Below are 21,025 nucleotides of genomic sequence, written 5' to 3' on the forward strand. Positions count from 1 at the left end.
TCAAGTTTTGAGATCGTTTTTTTATTATTTTACTTTCTTTTTCCGCCAACGGTTTTCCAGCCAGTTTGAAATCTGGCACTTTGGTCGACAAATTCGCTGCGGCGTTTTCCGCCAAATACCTTTTCACCAATACCGTTTGTGATGACTCCCATAAAAGCTGTAATCCCGATCACTAACAGTGCAACAACTGTTAAATCAGTTATGTATCCAGCCATGATTGTCCCTCCATTTGATGAATCAAAGAATTGATTTTATTTTATTCACTACACTTATTGTAAGTGAACTTTGCCTTTAAGAAAAGAGAAAAATAAAAAACTAATGAAAAGCTATATTTAAATACTGATATCGTTTTCATTTTGTGATTTTAATTGAGAATGGATTTTTTAGAAAAAAACCTAGCAGGTTATTTGTTATTAAAAACTAGATTTAATTCACAATGCATTACCCTCATAAAGCATAAATAAAGATACGAACATTTTAGTATGATTAACAATGAAACGTAATAAAAAATAAAAAAATAAAAAAATTTTTGAAACTTTTTCAGAAATCATTCGTCTAATATAATAAGGAATCTTAAATTTAGGGGGTATTCTGATAGGGATTATTTTTGAAAAAGGGATACCTTTTTTCGATATTGTAGTGTATAATGAGTGATATAAATTCCTTATTTATAATAATTTTAATTTTATAAACTGTTAATACATTGGAATTGTGTTAATTTCCCTAATTCCGGATTGATATATGATAGATTTGCAAATAATTAGAGGAGTGTGAAACACAGATGGTAACACTATACACCTCACCGAGCTGTACATCATGTCGGAAAGCAAAGTCATGGTTAGAAGAGCATGAGATTCCATATAAGGAAAGAAATATTTTCTCAGAACCTTTATCTATGGAAGAAATCAAAGAAATTCTACGTATGACTGAAGATGGAACGGATGAAATTATTTCAACGAGATCTAAAACCTTTCAAAAGTTAGATGTGAATTTGGATACAATGCCTCTTCAGGATTTATTCAAATTAATTAAAGAAAACCCTGGGTTGCTTCGCCGCCCAATCATCATTGATGAAAAACGTTTGCAAGTTGGATATAATGAAGATGAAATCCGCAGATTTCTGCCTAGAAAGGTCAGAACGTATCAATTGCGAGAAGCACAGCGGATGGTAAATTAATTGAGAGTAAAGACCTTTTTTATGAAGGTCTTTTTTTCGTTTTTATTGTTTGAAATTTTTATTGAATTTTGTTATTATTAAAGGAATATCTATATTGGAAATTTTCCCTCTGAATGTTGATTGGACCACTGTTCGTATTGGATATTAGGCGGATTTATGGATTTTGTGAAATTGCGCTTTTTTATTTCCCTTATTTGTTCTTTTATCATAAAATGAAAGTACAAGAGTATTTGCTTTTTTATATAAAGTTTCATTGAATAAACTTTTTTTAAGAGTGAATGCTAAGGGAGTTATCTGCTTGGGGGTATTTAGTCCCTTCAATATGAACAATGGAAGGGAGAGGTTAAAATGGAGATTGAACGTATTAACGAAAATACGGTTAAATTTTATATTTCCTATGGTGATATAGAAGAAAGAGGCTTTGATCGGGAAGAGATTTGGTACAATCGTGAACGAAGTGAAGAACTCTTTTGGGAAATGATGGATGAAGTCCATGGAGAGGAAGAGTTTGTGGTTGAAGGTCCGTTATGGATTCAGGTTCAAGCCTTGGATAAAGGGTTAGAGGTACTTGTGACCAAAGCGCAGCTTTCCAAAGATGGCCAGAAATTTGAACTTCCTATTCCTAATGATAAAATTAAGGATTTGCCTGTTGATGATAAGATTGAAGAACTTTTAGATCAGCATTTTAATCCAAATTATTCAGATGAAGAAGAAGTCCTTCTTGAAGAAGATAGTTTGGAGTTTATTCTTGCTTTTAAAGATTTTGAAGATGTGATCAGTTTGGCAAAAAGACCGGGTCTTAATAACTTAGTCACAACGCTATATCACTTTGAAGGTAAGTATTACTTATATACTGAATTTCCTGAAGAGGTTTTCGGGGAAGATGAGATTGATGATGTTTTAAGCGTATTGCTGGAATATGGGTATGAAACACAGTTAACGATTCACCGAATTCAGGAGTACGGTAAAGAAATAATTGCTGAGAATGTTTTTGAAGTTATTCGAAACCATTTTAGCTAAAAAAAGTACCGATTTCACAGTTGAAATCGGTATTATTTTATCTGACTTTAAATATGGGTGTTTCAAAGCAGGTGAGGACACTGAAGAATACGGTTCGGGTTGTCATATTTTTGTTGGTTCTTTCAATTCTTCTTTTTGCTTTCAAAAATCAGTTGGAGAGTGGCATTTTAGGATTCCTAAGTGTAATGATTTCGCTTTCAGTCATTTTTATCGGTTTTGTAATATTTTTGGAAAACCGACATCCTACACAAACTATAACATGGCTGGTTGTTCTTGGAAGCTTTCCGCTGGTGGGGTTTATTTTTTATCTTCTATTTGGCAGGAATTATCGAAAGGAACGGATGTTTAGAAAAAAGTATTTTCTTGATAAACAGGCTTTCTTAACCATTGAGGGTGAAAATGATCCAAGGAGTGAAGAAAAACTGCAGTTAATGGGGGAGCATCAAGGCAAATTATTTATGCTTGCTCAAAAACTGGGGAATAGTCCAATATCCTTTGATACAGCAACCAAGGTTTTAACAAACGGTGAGGAAACCTTTTATCATATAATGAAAGAGCTAAAAAGGGCGAGGCACCATATTCATCTAGAATATTATATTATTAGGCATGATCAGATTGGCCAAGAAATAAAGAATATTTTAATTGAAAAAGTGAAACAAGGAGTAAAGGTTCGTTTTATGTTTGATGCCGTTGGGTCCTGGCAGCTTTCAAAAGCTTATATCAATGATCTAAAGAATGCAGGAATTGAAACTGTTCCATTTGGGCCGGTAAAATTGCCTTTTTTAAATAATAAGTTTAATTTCCGTAACCACCGAAAAATAATTGTCATAGACGGGAATATTGGGTTTGTCGGCGGATTAAATATTGGCGATGAATATCTGGGACGAAATAAGGATATCGGTTTCTGGCGGGATACCCATTTGATGCTTCGGGGCGAAGCGGTGCGGACTCTGCAGCTGATTTTTCTCCAGGATTGGTATTATATGACGAATCATAGTTTTCTGACGGCAGAATACTTATCTCCACAAATTGACCACAAAAGCCACGGTGGCGTTCAGTTAATCGCAGGAGGTCCGGATAACGAATGGAGTGTCATCAAGAATATATTTTTCTCCATGATTGGATCGGCAAGAAAATCAGTCTGGATTGCTTCGCCATACTTTATACCAGATGAGGATATTTTCTCCGCCATTAAAGTAGCCGCCTTAAGTGGAATTGATGTACGGCTCCTAGTTCCAAACCGCCCGGATAAGCGGATTGTCTTTCATGCTTCAAGATCCTATTTTCCTGAGCTTTTAGAGGCTGGAGTAAAGGTGTTTGAATACGAAAGAGGGTTTATGCACAGCAAAATTGTCATTGTTGATGGGGAATTGGCCTCAATAGGAACCTCTAACATGGATATGCGAAGCTTTCATTTGAATTTTGAGGTAAATGCGTTCCTTTTTCGGACGAAAAGTACCCAAAAGCTTGTTGCAGAATACCTAAACGATTTGGAATTTGCAATACAATTAGATTTAAAAACATTCCAACAGCGGCATTTAGGGTATCGGTTGCTAGAATCCACTGCAAGACTGCTCTCACCGTTATTGTGAAAATTTTGTTAAAACTCGTCGATGCCGGCGGGTTTTTATTTTTTTTGTAAAGGGATTTTGGCATGTTTAGTCGAATTGGAGAAGAAAAGAAGGGGGAGGATTCCAATTGTTAACAGCCCAGACGATAACAGGTAAACAAATTTCGCTTGGAAATGGGTACTCGAAAGAAGCACTTTTAAGCCTTAGAAAAACCGAGGAGTTCATATGTCCTGTCTGTGGGGAAAATGTTTCATTAAAGCTTGGTGAGCAGCGAATATTCCATTTTGCCCATAAAAAAGGAAGCACCTGCTGCGAACTATACGAAGTAGAGTCCGTCAATCATATTGAAGGAAAGCTTCAGTTATATCATTGGCTAAGCATGCAAAAAATTTCTTGTATCCTCGAATTTTATGATCGGAAAATGCAACAGCGTCCCGATATCATGTTTGAACATAATGGTCAGAGATTTGCCCTAGAGTTTCAGTGCTCCACACTATCAGAAGAAATATTTTGGAAAAGAACAAAAAACTACCTTGAACATCACTATACACCTCTATGGATCATCTCCAGCCATCACATTCATCAAAAAAACTGCCACATCATTTCTTTATCCAATTTTCATTACTTTTTTTTACGAACGGGCAGTAGAGGTCAGTTGTATATTCCCTGCTATTCTCCTGAAAAGAAAGCCTTCCAATTAATTAGTTCCATTACTCCTTATTCAATTAAAAATGCTTTTGCGGAGCAATCATTCAATTCCCTTGACCGTTTGCGACTTGAGGATTTGCTCAATCCTAAGCCCGATAAATGGAAAATTAACCTATTAAAGTGGAAGGAAGCCGCAGAAAATTATCAAATTAGTTGGGTTCTTCATGCAGGTGCCGTGAAAAATCCCTTTCTTCGTGAAATTTATCAGCGAAATTTAAATCTCTTTTTATTGCCACCAGAAATAGGCCTGCCAGTTCCTCATGCAGTTTATATTCAAACCCCTCCAGTTGTATGGCAAAGCTACTTATTCCTTGATTGTCTAGCTGATAAAAATCCCGGAGCATTGATCTCGTATCAGGATATACATTACCAGGTGCAGAAAAGAATCTCCAAAAAAGATATTACGATCCGAACTTTACCGTTACTAGAAACTATTAATCCGATGATACCGGTCATAGAATATTTCCGGAAGCTGATTGAATTGGGCGTTTTAATTCGGAAAGGGGATTGGATATGCGAAATAAACAGAAACATCAAGATTCCTCAATCAAACCGGGAAAAGGATGAGGCAAAGTCAATATTTTATCAAAATAATAAATGAAAATAGATGACAGGGCATAATATAGGAGAGGCTTTACTGCTTCTAAGCGTAAAGGAGGAAAAATAAAGAAAAAATGGAATATAATAAAGTGATATTGGATTATCGAATGGAAATGGAGGATCAATCATGACAAATGAAACGGCTGTGAAGCCACTCCCGGCAAGAAGTGAAATTCCAGTTGAAGATACGTGGAAGCTAGAGGATATTTTTGCAAGCGATGAGGAATGGGAAAAAGAATTCCAAGAGGTGAAGGCACAAATTCCGGGAATTAAACAGTTCGAAGGAAAATTGGGAGAAAGTGCAGAGACGCTTTATAAAGCCCTTCAATTTCAGGACCAGCTTTTTGAAAGAATCGGCAAGCTCTATACATATTCACATATGAGATACGACCAAGATACGACAAACTCTTTTTATCAGGGCTTGGATGATCGAATGAAAAATCTTTATTCTCAAGCGGCGAGCCAATTTGCCTTTATTGTTCCAGAAATTCTTGCAATTGACGAAAGTAAAGTAACTGGCTTTTTAAATGAAAAAACAGAATTAAAGCTATATGAACATGCTCTTGAAGAAATTAATTTGCAACGGCCGCATGTATTGAGTGCGGAAGAGGAAGCTCTGCTTGCTGAGGCGAGTGAAGTAATGAATGCGTCTAGTAATACATTTGGTATGCTGAATAATGCCGATTTGGAGTTCCCATCCATTAAGGATGAAAATGGCAACGAGGTTGAAATTACACATGGCCGTTATATCCGGTTCCTTGAAAGCGAGGACCAGAGGGTAAGGCATGACGCTTTTAAAGGTGTATATCAAACCTATGGACAGTTTAAAAATACATTTGCAAGTACTTTAAGCGGGAATGTAAAAAAGGATAATTTTAATGCGCGGGTCCGGAACTATGACTCAGCAAGACACTCTGCCCTTGCTGCTAATAATATTCCTGAAACGGTCTATGATAACTTAGTGAATACCGTTAATGAGAATCTGCATCTGCTGCATCGTTATGTAAAGCTCCGCAAACAAGTATTAGGGGTTCAGGAGCTACATATGTATGATTTGTACACACCACTAGTTAAAGATGTGAAAATGGAAATTAAGTATGAAGAAGCAAAAGATCTTGTTATAAAAGGACTGGCCCCGTTAGGTGATGAGTATGCCCAGATTCTAAAAGAAGGCTTTGAAAACCGCTGGGTCGATGTCCATGAGAATAAAGGCAAGCGCAGCGGGGCTTACTCCTCAGGAGCATACGGAACGCATCCATATATCCTGATGAACTGGCAGGATAACGTTAACAATTTATTTACCTTAGCTCATGAATTTGGTCACTCTGTTCATAGCTACTACACAAGGAAGAATCAGCCGTTCCCATATGGGGACTATTCGATTTTTGTTGCTGAGGTTGCTTCTACCTGCAATGAGGCGCTGCTGAACGACTATTTGTTAAAAACAATTGATGATGAACAAAAGCGGATTTATCTGTTGAATCATTATTTGGAAGGCTTTAGAGGAACGGTATTCCGTCAGACGATGTTTGCTGAATTCGAGCATTTAATCCACCAGATGGCGCAGAATAATGAGGCATTAACGGCAGAGTCATTAACAAAAACTTACTATGAATTAAATAAAAAGTACTTCGGTGAAGAGGATATTGTCATTGATGAGGAAATCGGCCTTGAATGGACCCGCATTCCGCATTTCTATTACAACTATTATGTTTACCAATATGCGACAGGCTTCAGCGCGGCAACTGCCTTAAGCAAGCAGATTTTAGAGGAAGGCGAGCCAGCCGTAAAACGGTATATTGAATTCCTCAGTGCGGGAAGCTCCGATTATCCAATTGAAGTATTAAAGAAAGCCGGAGTAGATATGACAAGCTCCGAGCCAATCAAGGATGCCTGCAAGGTGTTTGAAGAAAAACTAGGTGAATTAGAACAACTATTGCTAAAAAAATAAAGAAAATGAGGGATGGTATAGTCGCCATCCCTTTTCGCTAATAGGAAAGTATAAATTTTTACAAATTTATACTTTCCTAACGCATAAATTCAACTACGCCTCTGTCTTCGTCCTATCGGACTCGCCAATCGGCGAGTTTTCATTTAAAATCCCTTAAATTTTTTTCTGTCATTGATGGAGATGCTGGGGATTAAGATGGAAAGAAACAATACGGGGATGCTAATTATAATTGGGAAAATTTTTAAGAGTGCCAGTACTTGTAAAAAAAATGCGAAAATAAAAAAAAGAATCATCAGTGTAATGGAGAACTTTTTCAATTTCTTAATCCATCCTTTTTTAGAAAATATCTTTCCTTAATATTTATGGTCTACTCTATGAATTTATGATATTTTGACAATAATGTGAAATAAAGCACAAACTTATTGTCACCCCTTTCAGCCCATGCTATATTTAATACGTGAAGTTGATCACAACAAACATATACCCCTTTGTTTGACCGTGAAAAATTTCTCCCATCCCCTTTGTTCGTATTAAGAGAAATGCCCTGCAGTTGATGGCTGCAGGGCATTTCTGTTATACATGATCATAAACTACTCAATATACTTCCAAAAGGTCCCGAACTTTGCAGGGATTTGCTGCACCACCTGCTTAAGAAGCAATTTTTTCATTTCCCGTTCAATTTGTGAAATGGTCATATTATATACAAGTGCAATTTCCTTTGAGGCGACAAATTTAAAATTCTTTAAAAATGTTTCCAGTGGAGGCAGTGGAGATTTGATCGGTTTTTCTGCGAGCATTTCCTCCAGAATTTGAACATAAACCTCATATGGATATGTTCCTGTTATTTTTATTCCTTCTTCTTCAACGTTCTCATTGAAGAAGACAAGAGTAGGAATTTCGCGAACTTCCATTTCGGAAGTAATTTGCAGGTCGCACTGAAAAGCTTTTGCAGCACTTTCTGAATGCATGTCTTGAAGAAATTCTTGAATTTCAAGACCTGCTTTATCCGCACACTCTCTTAATACTCCTAAATCTGAAATATTCCTTTTTTCCAAAAATAATACCTCTTGGATTGAGCGGAGGAAGCGGATTCCTGCACGTCTCCCTTGAAGTTCTGCTGCTTTTAATGCAATCGATACATTATAGGGAGCATCTACAGGGTCTTCAAACCCATGATTTCCTTCACAAGATATTACTGACCTGCTCGTTGTTTTCTCCCAAACCTGCGCAAGGTTTTCAACATTTTTTTTACGGCTTACATTTAAATCCGTTAATTTTCCACTTAACACATGCTTGGTAGAAAAGTAACGTCCATACTCAATCTGAAGCTTTTTCATGATAGGCTCAAGTGACCAGCATTCGGGACAAAGCGGATCAATAAATAAATAAATTTCTATCGGTTTTTTATCGCTGCTATTGATTGGCTGCAAAGAATTTGAGTAATCAAAATTATTCACGATGACTCACCGGAATTTTCTTGATCGTCAGGTGTATTTATCATGTGCTGGGCAGTTAGAAAAAGCCTGGAATAAAAGTCATCCCTAATCGGTCCTTCTATGCCGGTTTTATCCATTGCTTTGGTCATGCATGATAGCCAGGCTTTGGCACGTATTGGCGTAACCGGAAAGGGCAGATGGCGGGCGCGCATCATCGGGTGTCCATGTTCCTCAGTATAAAGTGGAGGGCCGCCTAAATATTGGGTTAAAAATTGCTTTTGTTTACGGGCAATTTCAGAAAAGTCATTTGGGAATATAGGAGCAAGGTCAGGATGTTGTGCAACAAGGCCATAAAAAGTGTCCACAAGACGATGGAGCGTTTCTTCTCCAATAACCTCAAATGGTGTTTGCTGATTATTCATCATGTTGACAACTCCTCCTCTCGTCATCATCAAGTTTACATTCATTTTAACAATGCCTAATTTTTATCTCAAATGAATTGCTCCAGAAAAAAGGATATTATTAATGTGTCCAATATGGATTTTCTTACGAAACTAATTTATAAGAAGTATTTCTGCCTGTAAAAGCGGCGAATTTTGTTTTCTGTTTTTCTAACAGGAATTTGATAATTTTTTAACAGCTGCAAAAAGACTTCCTGCCCCTCCTGAAAGTTTTCAGCCTCATATTCTAGTTCAAAATCCTCTTGATTTAGGTAAATACTGTGGTCGAAAACGAGAACGCCTTTCTTAAACGCAGCTTCAGCGCGTCTTGTTGCCAAAGATCCGAAATAAACCAATTTACCAAAGGGGATACCTATTTCTTCTATGATCACCTTTATTTGGCCCGAAGGAAGTCTCCCAAATTGAATTGCTTCTAGAGCCTCCTTTTCGCTAAGTATTTGATTTGTTTCAAGAAGTCCGATTTCTGCAGGCTGCTTTAATGTCATTTCCCAGCTATTCTTTTTTAACCGAATTCTTAAAGCTGAACCCCTATCCTTTAAGGCAAAATCCTTCGTATCGAAGTAATGGTTCTCCTGAGAAAAAATGTTTATTTCATCAATTTGAAAATCGTTTAATAATCTTAAATATTCTTCTTTTGTCAGCATGTTTTTAAATTCTATTTCAATATTTTGCGGCATCGTTTGTCTTCCTTTCCGATAAAAATTATTTACATTATCTCATCTTCAGTGGAAACTGCAATCCTTGGGAGAAATGAGGAATTATGTTAAAATAGTGGGTATGGAAGATGGAGGTAAAAAATGAGGAAAAAACTAATAGTCCAAGCAGCAAATATAATGGAAAATGCACTTGTTTTAGAAGTATCGGAAGCAATAACTGGTTTAGTTCCGGCCGAACAAATCCTTGTGGATTCAGAACATTATTCCTTTATTTATCTAATGGAAGATTCAGATGACTATACATACATCGTGCTCCCAGAACCAATCTGGCCCGACCTGAAAATGGCTGCAGAACTTTCGGTTTGGATATCCGACGGAAATGAAAAAATAGAACTTCAGCGTTTTAAGGAAGAGTTTGATTTTATTATTAACAACATAAAAGGAAATAGCAATTACGGTAAAGAAATGGTTGAAAAAGCAGAAACGGTTTTTCATCCATAATTTGTTCTTGTCGAGGTGGAGTCATGAAGCATTGGGACCAATTTTTAACCCCTTATAAGCAGGCAATTAATGAGCTCAAGATAAAATTAAAGGGAATGAGAGGTCAATTTGAACTCGATTCGACACATTCACCGATTGAATTTGTAACCGGTAGGGTAAAGCCAATTGCCAGTATTTTAGATAAAGCAAACCAAAAAGGAATACCTTTAGATAAACTTGAAGAAGAAATGCAGGATATTGCCGGCCTTCGGATTATGTGCCAGTTTGTGGAGGATATTTATCGGGTCGTTTCGCTGCTCCGAAACCGCAATGATTTTGAAATAGTGGAGGAAAGGGATTATATTTCTCATGAAAAAATCAGTGGATACCGTTCCTATCACGTTGTCATTCAATACCCGGTGCAAACCATCCACGGGGAAAAGAAAATTCTAGCCGAAATACAAATTCGTACATTGGCCATGAATTTTTGGGCAACCATTGAACACTCTTTAAACTATAAGTATAAAGGTGCTTTTCCTACTGATATAAAAATGCGCCTCCAGCGTGCGGCAGAGGCGGCATTCCGTTTAGATGAGGAAATGTCACTTATCCGCGGTGAAATTAAAGAAGCACAGGCTTTTTTTACGAGAAAGAAGGAAACAGCCCAAGAAGAAAAAAAATGAGCCGCTGTTTATTATGATTATTCCAATACAAGGGGTAAAAAAGATGAAATTTGCGATAACATCTAAAGGGGATCAAAAATCAAATATTCTTATGCATAAAATGAGGACCTATTTGCTGGATTTTGAGTTAAAGTACGATGAAGACCAGCCGGATATCGTCATCTCCGTAGGAGGAGACGGGACGCTCTTATATGCTTTCCACCGTTACAGCAGCCGTTTGGATAAAACTGCATTTGTTGGGATCCATACTGGGCACCTCGGTTTTTATGCAGATTGGACCCCTGAGGAAATCGAAAAGCTGGTCATTGCCATTGCAAAGACACCGTTTCAGGTTGTTGAATATCCACTTTTGGAGGTCATTATTCGTTATTCCCATGCGGGTAAGGAATCCAGGTACCTAGCGTTGAATGAATCTACCGTAAAGGGTGTGGAGGGAACGCTGGTCATGGATGTAGAAATACGCGGCCAGCATTTTGAAAGATTTCGTGGTGATGGTCTTTGTATCTCTACCCCTTCCGGAAGTACAGCCTATAATAAAGCACTAGGCGGAGCTATTATTCACCCGTCCATCCAAGCCCTTCAAGTGGCGGAAATGGCATCCATTAACAACAGGGTTTTCAGAACAGTGGGTTCGCCGCTTATTCTGCCAGCACACCACACATGTATGTTAAAGCCCGTAAATCGGACGGATTTCCAGATTACAATTGATCATTTAACCCTGCTTCATAAGGATGTAAAGTCAATCCAATTCCGGGTTCCAGAGGAAAAAATCCGCTTTGCTAGGTTCCGCCCGTTTCCTTTCTGGAAAAGAGTACATGATTCATTTATTTCGGACTAAATGAAGGAAAACACGGTATGACAAAAAATTTTCAACTTCAGTGGAGTATTGATGATAATAGTGCCGGATTGCTCATTAAAGAGTTTTTAAAGATGGAAGAAATCTCTCGGACTGCTCTGACGGATATTAAATTCAAGGGCGGGAGAATCCTTGTCAACAGTGAAGATGTAAATGTAAGGTATAAGCTCGTTGAAGGGGATGTACTGACAGTGATATTCCCTTCCGAGAGCCCTAGTTTTCCGGGAGAGAAGCTTCCAATGACGATTCTGTTTGAGGATGAATTTTTGCTGGTTGTCGTTAAACCTGCCGGTATGAGTACAATTCCGTCACGGGAGCATCCTGCCGGGAGCCTAGCAAATGCCCTAGTAGGATATTATCAAAAAACAGGACTAACTGCTACAGCCCACATTGTAACCCGGCTAGATCGGGATACTTCAGGGATTGTTTTAGTGGCTAAACATCGTCATGTTCATCATTTGTTTAGTTTAATGCAGCGGAAATCTCAAGTGAAACGAACCTATGAAGCATTTGCAGGCGGTTTGTTGTCGGCGGACAGAGGCACGGTAAACGCCCCAATCGGACGTAAAGCGGAAAGCATCATCGAAAGGGAGGTCCGTGAGGGTGGACAATATGCCTGTACCCATTACCGAGTCATATCAAGGCATAGGGAATTTACCCAGGTTGAGCTGAGCCTGGAAACCGGACGGACCCATCAAATCAGGGTCCATATGTCTTACTTGGGTCATCCTCTTCTCGGTGATGACTTATATGGGGGAGACACCTCGTTAATTGATAGGCAGGCGTTACATTGTAAAGAAGTCCACTTCATTCATCCCCTTACCCGGGAGGAAATGACCTTTACGGCACCTTTGCCGGATGATATGAAGAAATTAATAGAGGCTGGTCATGACTAAAAAGGCCAGCCTTCTTTTATTTTTATTTCTATTCAAATTGTTTAAATTTTTCTTCGATATATGGCATTGTAGAGGGAATGGAGACCAGTTCCATTTCTGGATATCTTAAGGCGGTAAGTTTGCCGCCAAAAACAGCCCCTGTGTCAATATTATACGTTTTATTAATAATTCTTGGCTCCTTCACAGGCGTATGTCCATAAACAATATAAGCTTCCCCGTGATACTGTTTAGCCCAGTCTCTTCTGACAGGGGATCCGTCCGGGTGCTTTTCACCTGTAATATCTCCGTAGAGAACAAATGTCTTTACTTGATTATTTTTCTTTCCAATCAATTCTTGTTTAATTCCTGCATGGGCGATTATTAACTTTTTCTGGTCTAATACTAAGTACAATGGAGCATTTTCATAAAGATCCATAAATTTTTTTCGAATGGAATCTTGGTCTTTTTTATATAATGTTTCATACTCTGCCACGGTTGTTTCTAGTCCGTGGGAAATTTGGACTTTGTTGCCAAGGAAAAAGCGATACAACTTATTGCAATGGTTTCCAGGTGTATAGAAAGCTTTTTCCTGCTCTATGACCAGCTTCCAAACGATTTCAATCACTTTGAGAGAATTTGGACCTCTGTCAGTTAAATCACCGACAAACCCGAGTATTCTGTTTTCCGGATGGAGGGGAATCCCACTTTTCAAATCGTAACCTAATTTTGCAGTTAACTCCGAGAATTCTGTGAAACATCCATGGATATCTCCAATAATATCTATTTTCATAATTGTTGCCCCTTTCCGATTCTTATTTTTTGTCGGATGGCGAGCATTTATTACTATCCGTAAGGGAGGAGTATGATGGAACAACACGTCTCCATTATTTCATTATTAATTGTTGTGACAATGGCATTTCTAACTCCAATTCTATTGCATCGATTTAAATTAAATTTTATTCCAGTTGTTGTTGCGGAAATTATCATGGGCCTCATTATTGGTAAGAGTGGATTCAATATCGTTCATGAAGATATGTGGCTGTCCACCCTGTCTACACTTGGCTTTATTTTTCTTATGTTCCTAAGCGGTCTTGAAATTGACTTCACGGCTTTTTCACGCGGAAAAAAACGTGAGACTCTTCAAAACGGGAAAAAAGAACCTAATTCCTTTCTGGTCTCATCCGTAATCTTTGCAGGTGTCTTCATTCTCTCACTCGGTTTATCGTATCTCTTTGTTTTGTCAGGATTTATCGATAACGCGTTCCTAATGACATTGATTATTTCGACGATTTCATTGGGAGTAGTCGTGCCCACCTTAAAAGAAGCTCACTTAATGAAAACGGTGATTGGGCAGATTATCTTACTGGTAGCAGTTATTGCTGATTTGGCTACCATGATTCTGCTGGCCCTCTTTGTTTCCCTGAATGAAGGGGGCGAGGGGGATACATGGCTTCTGCTGATTTTGTTTGGAGCAGGAATTATCCTTTATTTCATTGGTAAAAGATTTAAAAATCGAAGCTTTATTGAAACACTGTCAACAGGGACGGTCCAAATCGGCACGAGGGCTGTATTTATGCTGATTATTGTGCTGGTAGGATTATCCGAAACAGTCGGTGCTGAAAATATTCTGGGAGCATTTTTGGCAGGTGTCCTTGTTTCTTTGTTGGCACCAAACCAAGAGCTTGTTCATAAGCTTGATTCCTTTGGCTACGGATTTTTAATTCCTATCTTCTTTGTAATGGTAGGTGTAGAACTGGACATTTGGTCGTTATTAAGTGAAAAGAAACTGTTGTTATTAATACCGCTTTTATTGATTGGGCTATTATTTTCGAAGCTAATTCCTGTGTACCTTTTGAAAATTTGGTACGATATGAAAACCGTAATTGCCTCGGGATTTCTGCTTACCTCCACATTGTCACTTGTTATTGCTGCAGCGACAATCGGAGAACGGATTGGGGTTATATCAGAGCAAATGAAAGGAACACTAATTCTTGTCGCTGTGATTACCTCAATTTTTACGCCAATTGTTTTTAAAAAGCTGTTTCCTCGAGAAGCAGCGGAGGGCAGGAAGGTGTCCATTGCCTTCTTAGGTGCTAACCAGATTACTTTGCCTGTTTCCCTGGAATTAAAGTCCGGACTCTATAATCCGGTTTTGTATCATCAAAAATTTGAAAAGGCCGAAAAACCATTTGCTGACTCGGTATTTGATATAAAGGAAATCGAGGATTATTCGCAGGAGGCCATTGAAAATACAAAAGTGTTCGAGTCTGAAATAGTAGTAATCTTAACAGGAAACCAGGAAGTGAATGCAGACCTTGCTATAGCTGCGAAAGAAAAAGGAGTTCCAAGGGTCATTGCCAGAATTGAAAGTCCTGAATTGGAGCTGAGGCTTCGTGAGCATGGGGTAGAGGTGTTCTCCTCCTTTATGTCTACAAAAGCGCTGCTTCGGGCGATGATTGAGTCTCCTGCAGTCATAAATTTATTGACGAATCAGGAAACTGGGTTATATGAAATTGTCATGAATAATGAATTATTTGATGGTATGTCATTAAGAAGATTTCCGTTTACCGGGGATGTTATTTTTGTCAGGATTTTCAGAGGAAAGGATTCCATCGTCCCTCATGGTGACACGGAGCTGCAAATGCATGACCGACTGATTGTCACAGGTTCAAAGGAATATGTGGATGAACTGAAAAGGGAGCTTGAATTTTCAGAAACAGGCAAAAGCTATTATTAGAAAAGGCAAGTACTTTTCATTTATTCAGAATTAGTGTAGAATTAGTACCAAGTACTAATATCAGTTATCATGTAGGAGGATTTTTTTAAAATGAATTTATCTTTAACTGGAAAAACATTTGTCGTAATGGGTGTTGCTAATAAGCGGAGTATCGCTTGGGGGATTGCCCGCTCACTTCATGACGCTGGGGCACGGTTAGTATTTACGTTTGCCGGGGAAAGACTGGAGAGCAGTGTACGGGAATTAGCGGAGTCCTTAAATGCAGAGGGAACTTTAGTGCTGCCATGTGATGTGACTAGTGACGAAGCAATTGCTGCTTGTTTTGCTGAAATAAAAGAAGCGGTTGGCACTATTCATGGAATAGCCCACTGTATTGCATTCGCCAATAAGGAAGAATTATCAGGCGAATATATGAATACAACAAGAGACGGCTTCCTGCTGGCACATAATATCAGCTCCTATTCCTTAACGGCAGTAGCGAAGGAAGCACGCGGCCTCATGACAGAAGGCGGCAGCATCGTTACTCTCACATACCTTGGGGGAGAAAGAGCCATCAAAAATTACAATGTTATGGGTGTTGCAAAAGCTTCCCTTGATGCAAGCGTTCGCTATTTAGCTGCGGACCTAGGTAAAGATAATATTCGTGTAAATTCCATTTCTGCCGGTCCAATCCGAACACTATCCGCAAAAGGAATCGGTGAATTTAACTTGATTTTAAAGGAAATTGAAGAAAAAGCACCATTACGGAGAACAACAACGCCGGAGGAAGTAGGCGATACTGCCGTTTTCCTATTTAGCCATCTGTCCCGTGGAATTACAGGGGAAAATATTCACGTAGACTCAGGATATCATATTATGTAATATAAAAAGCCCGCAAAATGAACTGCGGGCTTTTTTATATGGAAAAAAACAGTTAACGCCTATAGTCCATTCACATATATATAAAAGTGTAGGATGCCGTAAGGGAGGTGCTTATATGTCAAATACAAAAGATCAGGGACCACTTTTCTTTATTAAACAGCCATTTTCAAGGAATCCCGCAAACTATCATATGCAGGAAATCTTCAGAAGTAAGCTAGAAGCTGAACCGGCAATGGAAGAGAATATAAGGACAGATGAAAGTAAAAAGAATGTCCCTCATGCGAAGATGGAGAAAGATTCAAATGGGATGGAAACTCAAATAAGAGAAGCAGCATCTTCAATACCTGTGGAGAATAACCGATCTTCCTTTAATCGAGTAAAACCATTTAAGGAAATGACGGTAAAGGAAAGACTTGAATATTTAATTAACTTTCCAAAAGTGCTTCCGCCTGTTCCATGTGTCTTTAATATTGATGATGAGAAACATTTGGGCTACCTGATTAGTTATGAGGACAATCAAATAACCATTGAATACCATAATAAAACTCAAAGAACATTCCCAGTTGATGATATTACAAATGTCATCATGATTGGAATAAAGCGATAATGAATAAATAAAAAAAGGCCAGCCGATTTACCGACTGGCTAATTTATTTAACTGTTGCAAATTCCAAGGTTTACGTCGGCAATACATTGAATGGCACAGAAGCAGCTTAAGTCAACCGTTACACAATCGTTGCTCGCCTTGAAGCAAGTAACTTGGCAATGTTTAGAAAGGTTAATGCAGCATTTGTCATCGCCTTTTACGAAATTGACTGGAACAAAGTTTCCGCCGTCTTTTTTGCCAGGAACTAAGACGCGAAGCGTTGCACAGCAGTTATCGAACACATCCTCTACGCGGAAATAGATGGAGACGCATGCATTGTAATCGTCATTGAAGAATGCGTGGAATGGTGTACCATCAGCTGTTTTTAAAACGAATACGCGCGTATCAACCATTTCTTTAACAGGTGAGACTAATGAACCAAGCGGCTCATTAAAGCAGCTGGTACAGGATTGGCATTCCGCTGCTTCAACAGCATTATCTTGGATATCTTTAATCGCGCGAACTACTTGACATACGCAATTGCCGTTGTCGTGATTATTTCTAAAGCTCCCACAACCCATTTATTTTTCCTCCTTAATCCGTAATATATCTTACATTACTAACATATTTAACGAGAGCCTTATGGGTTACGGACAATTGCCTTATTTACCAAAATTAGGCTATTTTCATACACAGTCATTAGTCCAAAAATGAAAGGGTTTTTTAACATGAAGATAAGTCTTATGCAACTGCTCCTTTTAGCATTGGCCAGCTTTCGGTTTACGAGGTTAATTGTTTTTGATAAAATTGCTGAATTTTTACGCAATCCCTTTTTTGATGAGGTAGAGGAAGTAAATGCAGAAGGTGAAGTGGAAATTTATTATATTCCAAAAAAGTTTGGAATAAGGCGATTTATGGGTGAATTGCTAAGTTGTTATTGGTGTACAGGTATATGGTCTTCTGCCATTTTGGTAGGAATATCCTTCCTTTTCCCTGTTTGGGCGGAGCCAATTATACTTATCCTGGCTGTTGCTGGTATGGCGGCCATCATTGAAACAATTATTCAATATTTTATTGGGAAATAAGGATTTTTGCCTGAGACAAGACTTACGCTTTTTCATATGATGATTAGTAACTAATGAATTGTATTTGATTGGAGGGAAAAACGTGACAAAGAAAAAGAAGCAAACTGAAACAACAAAGGTTTACCAGCCATCAAATGCTATAAAAAAACAAGGCTGTGGCTGTGGGAAGAAGACAAATAAGTAGAAGTGAAAAACTGCTGGGTTACTGGCAGTTTTATTTTTTCTCTAATCAGCATTAACTTAGTCATATTTTTAGTCAATGTCGAAAAAACTAATGACAGTCATATTTATAAAAAAAGGGATGAATACCGTTATGCGTAATACATATCGATTCATTATATTGATTTGCGTGACCTTACTGGTTTCCTGCAGTCAGGACCAAAAAGCAAAAGACAGCCAGCTCGCGCTCGTGAAAACCACAAATCCACCACCAGTTGTCACTGATGGGCATAAAGGAAATGACCAGGTAGAGAAAATTAAACGAGATGTAAGTTCTATCCCAGAATTGTATGATGTCGCTGTCGTCAAAGGAAAAGATGCAATCCTTGTTGCCTACAAGGTAAAGCATTTGCATCGCTTTAACATGAAAAAGATTGAAAAAAATGTTACCAAAATGCTTGAGAAAAAATACCCAAAAGAGAAATTTACCGTCTCAAGTGATTATAAAATCTTTCTGGAAGTTGTACGGCTTGATGAAAAGATGAGGTCATCGTCTAAGTTTAACCATCGGGATGCAGAAAAACGTTTTAATGAAATCGTTAAAATGACAGAGGATATCAAGTAGGAAAGGGGATGCAATGATGGCAAGCAAACAGAAAAATATGACACCCGAGCAGCAAAAATACCAGCAGCTTCAACAAAAGCACGAAAAGAAACGGCCAGTTTTAAAAAATTGTATCAGGGCTTTTTTTGTTGGCGGACTGATATGCGCAATCGGCCAGGCCATCAGTTATTTTTACATTTACTTTTTTAATTTTACGGAACAAAGTGTCGGGAATCCAACGGTGGCCACAATGGTGTTTCTCTCCATGCTCTTGACCGGCTTCGGTGTTTATGATCGGCTGGGGCAGTTTGCAGGGGCGGGGAGCGCAGTTCCGGTCACTGGCTTTGGCAACGCCGTTATCTCCGCAGCCATTGAACATCGCACAGAGGGGTTTGTGTTAGGAGTTGGCGGCAATATGTTTAAGCTTGCAGGCTCAGTTCTTCTTTTTGGTGTATTTGCAGCCTTTGTGGTAGCGCTGATTAGAACGGTTTTAAGCATTTGGGGGGTTTTGTAATTGCTAAAAGGACATCAATCGTGGGTCTTTCAAAATAAACCGATGATATCGGCGACTGGGGTAACAGGAGGCCCCTTTGAGGCTAACGGAAACTTGGCAAATGACTTCGATTTATTGTATGAAGACTTATGGATGGGCCAGGAGTCCTATGAAAAAGCCCATCGAATCTTGCTTGAAGAAGCGATAAAAATTGCACTGGATAAAGCAAATATTGAGAAAGAAAAAATTCAATTTTTAATTGCCGGTGATTTAATTAATCAAATAACGCCAACTAGTTTTACAGCAAGGACTATGCAGATCCCCTATTTCGGGTTATTTGGGGCTTGTTCCACTTCCATGGAAGGCTTAGCGCTAGCCTCATTTATTGTCAATTATCAGGGAGCACAAAATGTGGTGACGGGAGCATCTAGCCACAATGCCGCGGTTGAAAAACAGTTTCGCTATCCAACAGAATACGGCAGCCAAAAGCCTCCAACGGCTCAATGGACGGTTACAGGGGCTGGTGTTGGAATCATTCAGCCAAACGAACCGGGGAAGAAAAACCCTGTCACAACATCAGCAACCATAGGAAAGGTAATTGATATGGGTTTAACTGACCCGTTCAATATGGGAGGTGCGATGGCTCCTGCAGCAGCAGATACGATTATGGCCCATTTTCGGGATCTTGGCCTTGATCCATCTTATTATGACCTAATTATTACTGGCGACTTGGGGAGAGTCGGACATGACGCTGCTTTTGAATTAATTAACAAAAGCGGACTTAAGCTTGAAAGAAAGCAATTTCAGGATTGCGGGATCCTCATCTATAAGGATGACCAGCCCGTTCAATCCGGAGCAAGCGGAGCAGGATGTTCAGCAACAGTTTTGTATGGACATTTACTGAATGAAATGAGGAAGGGTACATACAGACGGATTTTGCTTGTTGCTACCGGAGCATTGTTATCCCCGCTCACCTTTCAACAAAATGAATCGATTCCATGTATTGCCCATGCAGTTGGCATAGAAATGAACAATTAAAGAGGTGACGATTATGTTAGCGATGTTTTTTTGGGCTTTTGTCATAGGCGGATTGATTTGTGTCATTGGCCAGCTATTATTTGATGTTGCCAAGCTTACACCAGGACATACATTAAGCCTATTGGTTGTAGCCGGGGCGATTTTGGCGGGATTTGGGTTGTATGAGCCACTTATTAATTTTGCCGGAGCAGGTGCAACCATTCCGATAACCAGCTTTGGAAATGCACTGGTGCACGGAGCGCTTGATGATGCCAACAACCATGGGCTAATAGGCGTGTTAACCGGGATGTTTCAGGTGACCAGTTCTGGAGTATCAGCCGCGATTATTTTTGGATTTATTGGAGCACTCGTATTTAAGCCAAAAGGGTAAATGCTGATTTTTTTTCTTAAATGGATGAATAGCTTATTCGTGCCTATACACTTTTTTTAGTGATTTCATATTGTATTAATGAGATTACTAAAGAGAGGTGAATCTATCTATGTGGGGTTGTGGAGGTTTCGGCTACGGCTACGGCGGCGGCTTTGGTTATGGCGGCAGCTTCGTATTAATCGTAGTTCTTTTCATTCTATTAATCATCGTAGGTGCTAGCTGGTATTAATAGGTGAATGGACTACTGGAAAGGATGGCCATTTTTTGGCTATCCTTTTCTTTTTTCACCATTTTTTCATTCCTTCATACAATAAAGTAGTTTATGAAGGAGTGTGAATTTTGATCATGGATAATGGTTTCTTTAAGAATATAGAGAAAAAAACTGGCGTAAATATGAAAGATATTTTTGATTTGGCTAATTCTCTTCAGAATGCCAACTTTAAAGACGAAAAGACAGTACGTGGGGTCATTCGCAAAGTTTCTCAGCTTGCAAACAAGCCGATTAGTAAGGAATTAGAAGATCAGATTTGCAATACCATCATTAAAGATGGAAAAAGTCTTGATTTCAATACCATTTCAAACATGATGAATAAGAAATAAGCAAAAAGGCCGCTTTCC

General features: G+C 38.7%; 26 protein-coding genes. 19 read left to right on the forward strand and 7 right to left on the reverse strand.

Annotation, left to right across the window (positions count from 1 at the left end; translation table 11 throughout):
- Positions 1-29 precede the first annotated feature (29 nt).
- The gene (locus ACNQGS_RS11700; protein ID WP_213140998.1) at positions 30-215 is read right to left on the reverse strand and encodes a hypothetical protein; all 186 of its coding nucleotides are present in this window, start codon (positions 213-215) and stop codon (positions 30-32) included.
- A gap of 566 nt (positions 216-781) precedes the next feature.
- On the opposite strand from ACNQGS_RS11700, the gene spxA reads away from it, so the two are divergent.
- The 5 genes from spxA to pepF all read left to right on the forward strand — a co-directional run bounded on the left by spxA (position 782) and on the right by pepF (position 7,027).
- Positions 782-1,177 (forward strand): transcriptional regulator SpxA, encoded by a 396-nt coding sequence (spxA, locus tag ACNQGS_RS11705; protein ID WP_042455300.1) that lies wholly within the window; start codon positions 782-784, stop codon positions 1,175-1,177.
- A gap of 348 nt (positions 1,178-1,525) precedes the next feature.
- Positions 1,526-2,197, forward strand: coding sequence for an adaptor protein MecA (mecA, locus tag ACNQGS_RS11710; protein WP_491487435.1), 672 nt, complete (start codon positions 1,526-1,528; stop codon positions 2,195-2,197).
- Positions 2,198-2,277: 80 nt separating this feature from the next.
- Entirely contained in the window at positions 2,278-3,789 is a 1,512-nt protein-coding gene (cls, locus tag ACNQGS_RS11715) for a cardiolipin synthase (RefSeq protein ID WP_491487463.1), read from the forward strand.
- A gap of 106 nt (positions 3,790-3,895) precedes the next feature.
- Entirely contained in the window at positions 3,896-5,077 is a 1,182-nt protein-coding gene (locus ACNQGS_RS11720) for a competence protein CoiA (RefSeq protein WP_491487436.1), read from the forward strand.
- A gap of 126 nt (positions 5,078-5,203) precedes the next feature.
- A complete protein-coding gene (pepF, locus tag ACNQGS_RS11725; RefSeq protein WP_491487437.1) occupies positions 5,204-7,027 on the forward strand; it encodes an oligoendopeptidase F in 1,824 nt (607 codons plus the stop codon).
- A gap of 143 nt (positions 7,028-7,170) precedes the next feature.
- Here pepF and ACNQGS_RS11730 read toward each other — a convergent pair whose 3' ends face one another.
- From ACNQGS_RS11730 to ACNQGS_RS11745, 4 genes are all read right to left on the reverse strand, one after another.
- Positions 7,171-7,320: a hypothetical protein gene (locus tag ACNQGS_RS11730; RefSeq protein WP_491487438.1), complete on the reverse strand. Its 150-nt coding sequence runs from the start codon at positions 7,318-7,320 to the stop codon at positions 7,171-7,173.
- 297 nt (positions 7,321-7,617) lie between these two features.
- Entirely contained in the window at positions 7,618-8,484 is an 867-nt protein-coding gene (locus tag ACNQGS_RS11735; RefSeq protein ID WP_491487439.1) for a ClpXP adapter SpxH family protein, read from the reverse strand.
- Entirely contained in the window at positions 8,481-8,888 is a 408-nt protein-coding gene (locus ACNQGS_RS11740; RefSeq protein WP_491487440.1) for a globin domain-containing protein, read from the reverse strand. Before ACNQGS_RS11740 ends, ACNQGS_RS11735 begins: the two co-directional genes overlap by 4 nt.
- A gap of 134 nt (positions 8,889-9,022) precedes the next feature.
- On the reverse strand, positions 9,023-9,601 hold the full coding sequence (locus ACNQGS_RS11745) for a CYTH domain-containing protein (protein ID WP_491487442.1): 579 nt from the start codon (positions 9,599-9,601) through the stop codon (positions 9,023-9,025).
- Between the two features lie 120 nt (positions 9,602-9,721).
- Here ACNQGS_RS11745 and ACNQGS_RS11750 point away from each other — a divergent pair, with 120 nt between their 5' ends.
- From ACNQGS_RS11750 to ACNQGS_RS11765, 4 genes are read left to right on the forward strand one after another with little or no spacing between them, the layout of a single operon-like run.
- Complete coding sequence (locus ACNQGS_RS11750) at positions 9,722-10,081, forward strand: UPF0738 family protein (RefSeq protein WP_491487443.1); 360 nt, start codon at positions 9,722-9,724, stop codon at positions 10,079-10,081.
- Between the two features lie 23 nt (positions 10,082-10,104).
- Complete coding sequence (gene yjbM / locus ACNQGS_RS11755; protein WP_213140991.1) at positions 10,105-10,743, forward strand: GTP diphosphokinase; 639 nt, start codon at positions 10,105-10,107, stop codon at positions 10,741-10,743.
- 43 nt (positions 10,744-10,786) lie between these two features.
- Positions 10,787-11,581: an NAD kinase gene (locus tag ACNQGS_RS11760; RefSeq protein ID WP_213116596.1), complete on the forward strand. Its 795-nt coding sequence runs from the start codon at positions 10,787-10,789 to the stop codon at positions 11,579-11,581.
- Between the two features lie 17 nt (positions 11,582-11,598).
- Positions 11,599-12,495 (forward strand): RluA family pseudouridine synthase, encoded by an 897-nt coding sequence (locus tag ACNQGS_RS11765; protein WP_491487444.1) that lies wholly within the window; start codon positions 11,599-11,601, stop codon positions 12,493-12,495.
- 28 nt (positions 12,496-12,523) lie between these two features.
- Here the strand turns inward: ACNQGS_RS11765 and prpE are convergent, their stop codons facing one another.
- Positions 12,524-13,264, reverse strand: a complete 741-nt coding sequence (gene prpE / locus ACNQGS_RS11770) for a bis(5'-nucleosyl)-tetraphosphatase PrpE (protein ID WP_491487445.1) — start codon at positions 13,262-13,264, stop codon at positions 12,524-12,526.
- Between the two features lie 75 nt (positions 13,265-13,339).
- Here prpE and ACNQGS_RS11775 point away from each other — a divergent pair, with 75 nt between their 5' ends.
- The 3 genes from ACNQGS_RS11775 to ACNQGS_RS11785 all read left to right on the forward strand — a co-directional run bounded on the left by ACNQGS_RS11775 (position 13,340) and on the right by ACNQGS_RS11785 (position 16,679).
- The gene (locus tag ACNQGS_RS11775) at positions 13,340-15,211 is read left to right on the forward strand and encodes a monovalent cation:proton antiporter family protein (protein WP_491487446.1); all 1,872 of its coding nucleotides are present in this window, start codon (positions 13,340-13,342) and stop codon (positions 15,209-15,211) included.
- A gap of 90 nt (positions 15,212-15,301) precedes the next feature.
- Complete coding sequence (fabI, locus tag ACNQGS_RS11780) at positions 15,302-16,072, forward strand: enoyl-ACP reductase FabI (protein ID WP_213140988.1); 771 nt, start codon at positions 15,302-15,304, stop codon at positions 16,070-16,072.
- A 115-nt stretch (positions 16,073-16,187) separates the two neighbouring features.
- On the forward strand, positions 16,188-16,679 hold the full coding sequence (locus tag ACNQGS_RS11785; RefSeq protein WP_491487447.1) for a CotO family spore coat protein: 492 nt from the start codon (positions 16,188-16,190) through the stop codon (positions 16,677-16,679).
- A gap of 47 nt (positions 16,680-16,726) precedes the next feature.
- Here the strand turns inward: ACNQGS_RS11785 and ACNQGS_RS11790 are convergent, their stop codons facing one another.
- Entirely contained in the window at positions 16,727-17,239 is a 513-nt protein-coding gene (locus ACNQGS_RS11790; RefSeq protein WP_423801516.1) for a CotY/CotZ family spore coat protein, read from the reverse strand.
- 147 nt (positions 17,240-17,386) lie between these two features.
- Between ACNQGS_RS11790 and ACNQGS_RS11795 the strand changes: the two genes are divergently transcribed.
- From ACNQGS_RS11795 to spoVIF, 7 genes are all read left to right on the forward strand, one after another.
- A complete protein-coding gene (locus ACNQGS_RS11795) occupies positions 17,387-17,743 on the forward strand; it encodes a DUF1360 domain-containing protein (protein ID WP_491487448.1) in 357 nt (118 codons plus the stop codon).
- Between the two features lie 313 nt (positions 17,744-18,056).
- On the forward strand, positions 18,057-18,527 hold the full coding sequence (locus ACNQGS_RS11800; RefSeq protein WP_491487449.1) for a YhcN/YlaJ family sporulation lipoprotein: 471 nt from the start codon (positions 18,057-18,059) through the stop codon (positions 18,525-18,527).
- 13 nt (positions 18,528-18,540) lie between these two features.
- Entirely contained in the window at positions 18,541-19,020 is a 480-nt protein-coding gene (gene spoVAC / locus ACNQGS_RS11805; protein ID WP_213140984.1) for a stage V sporulation protein AC, read from the forward strand.
- Positions 19,021-20,037 carry a stage V sporulation protein AD gene (gene spoVAD / locus ACNQGS_RS11810; RefSeq protein ID WP_491487450.1) on the forward strand — a complete coding sequence of 339 codons (1,017 nt, stop codon included), beginning with the start codon at positions 19,021-19,023 and terminating at the stop codon, positions 20,035-20,037.
- Positions 20,038-20,050: 13 nt separating this feature from the next.
- The gene (spoVAE, locus tag ACNQGS_RS11815; RefSeq protein WP_213116586.1) at positions 20,051-20,407 is read left to right on the forward strand and encodes a stage V sporulation protein AE; all 357 of its coding nucleotides are present in this window, start codon (positions 20,051-20,053) and stop codon (positions 20,405-20,407) included.
- Between the two features lie 109 nt (positions 20,408-20,516).
- Positions 20,517-20,636: a YjcZ family sporulation protein gene (locus ACNQGS_RS11820; RefSeq protein WP_491487451.1), complete on the forward strand. Its 120-nt coding sequence runs from the start codon at positions 20,517-20,519 to the stop codon at positions 20,634-20,636.
- Between the two features lie 116 nt (positions 20,637-20,752).
- A complete protein-coding gene (gene spoVIF, locus ACNQGS_RS11825) occupies positions 20,753-21,007 on the forward strand; it encodes a sporulation-specific transcription regulator SpoVIF (protein ID WP_213140981.1) in 255 nt (84 codons plus the stop codon).
- Positions 21,008-21,025: the final 18 nt, after the last annotated feature.

The sequence above is a fragment of the Neobacillus sp. PVCKKU3 genome, assembly GCF_058323225.1.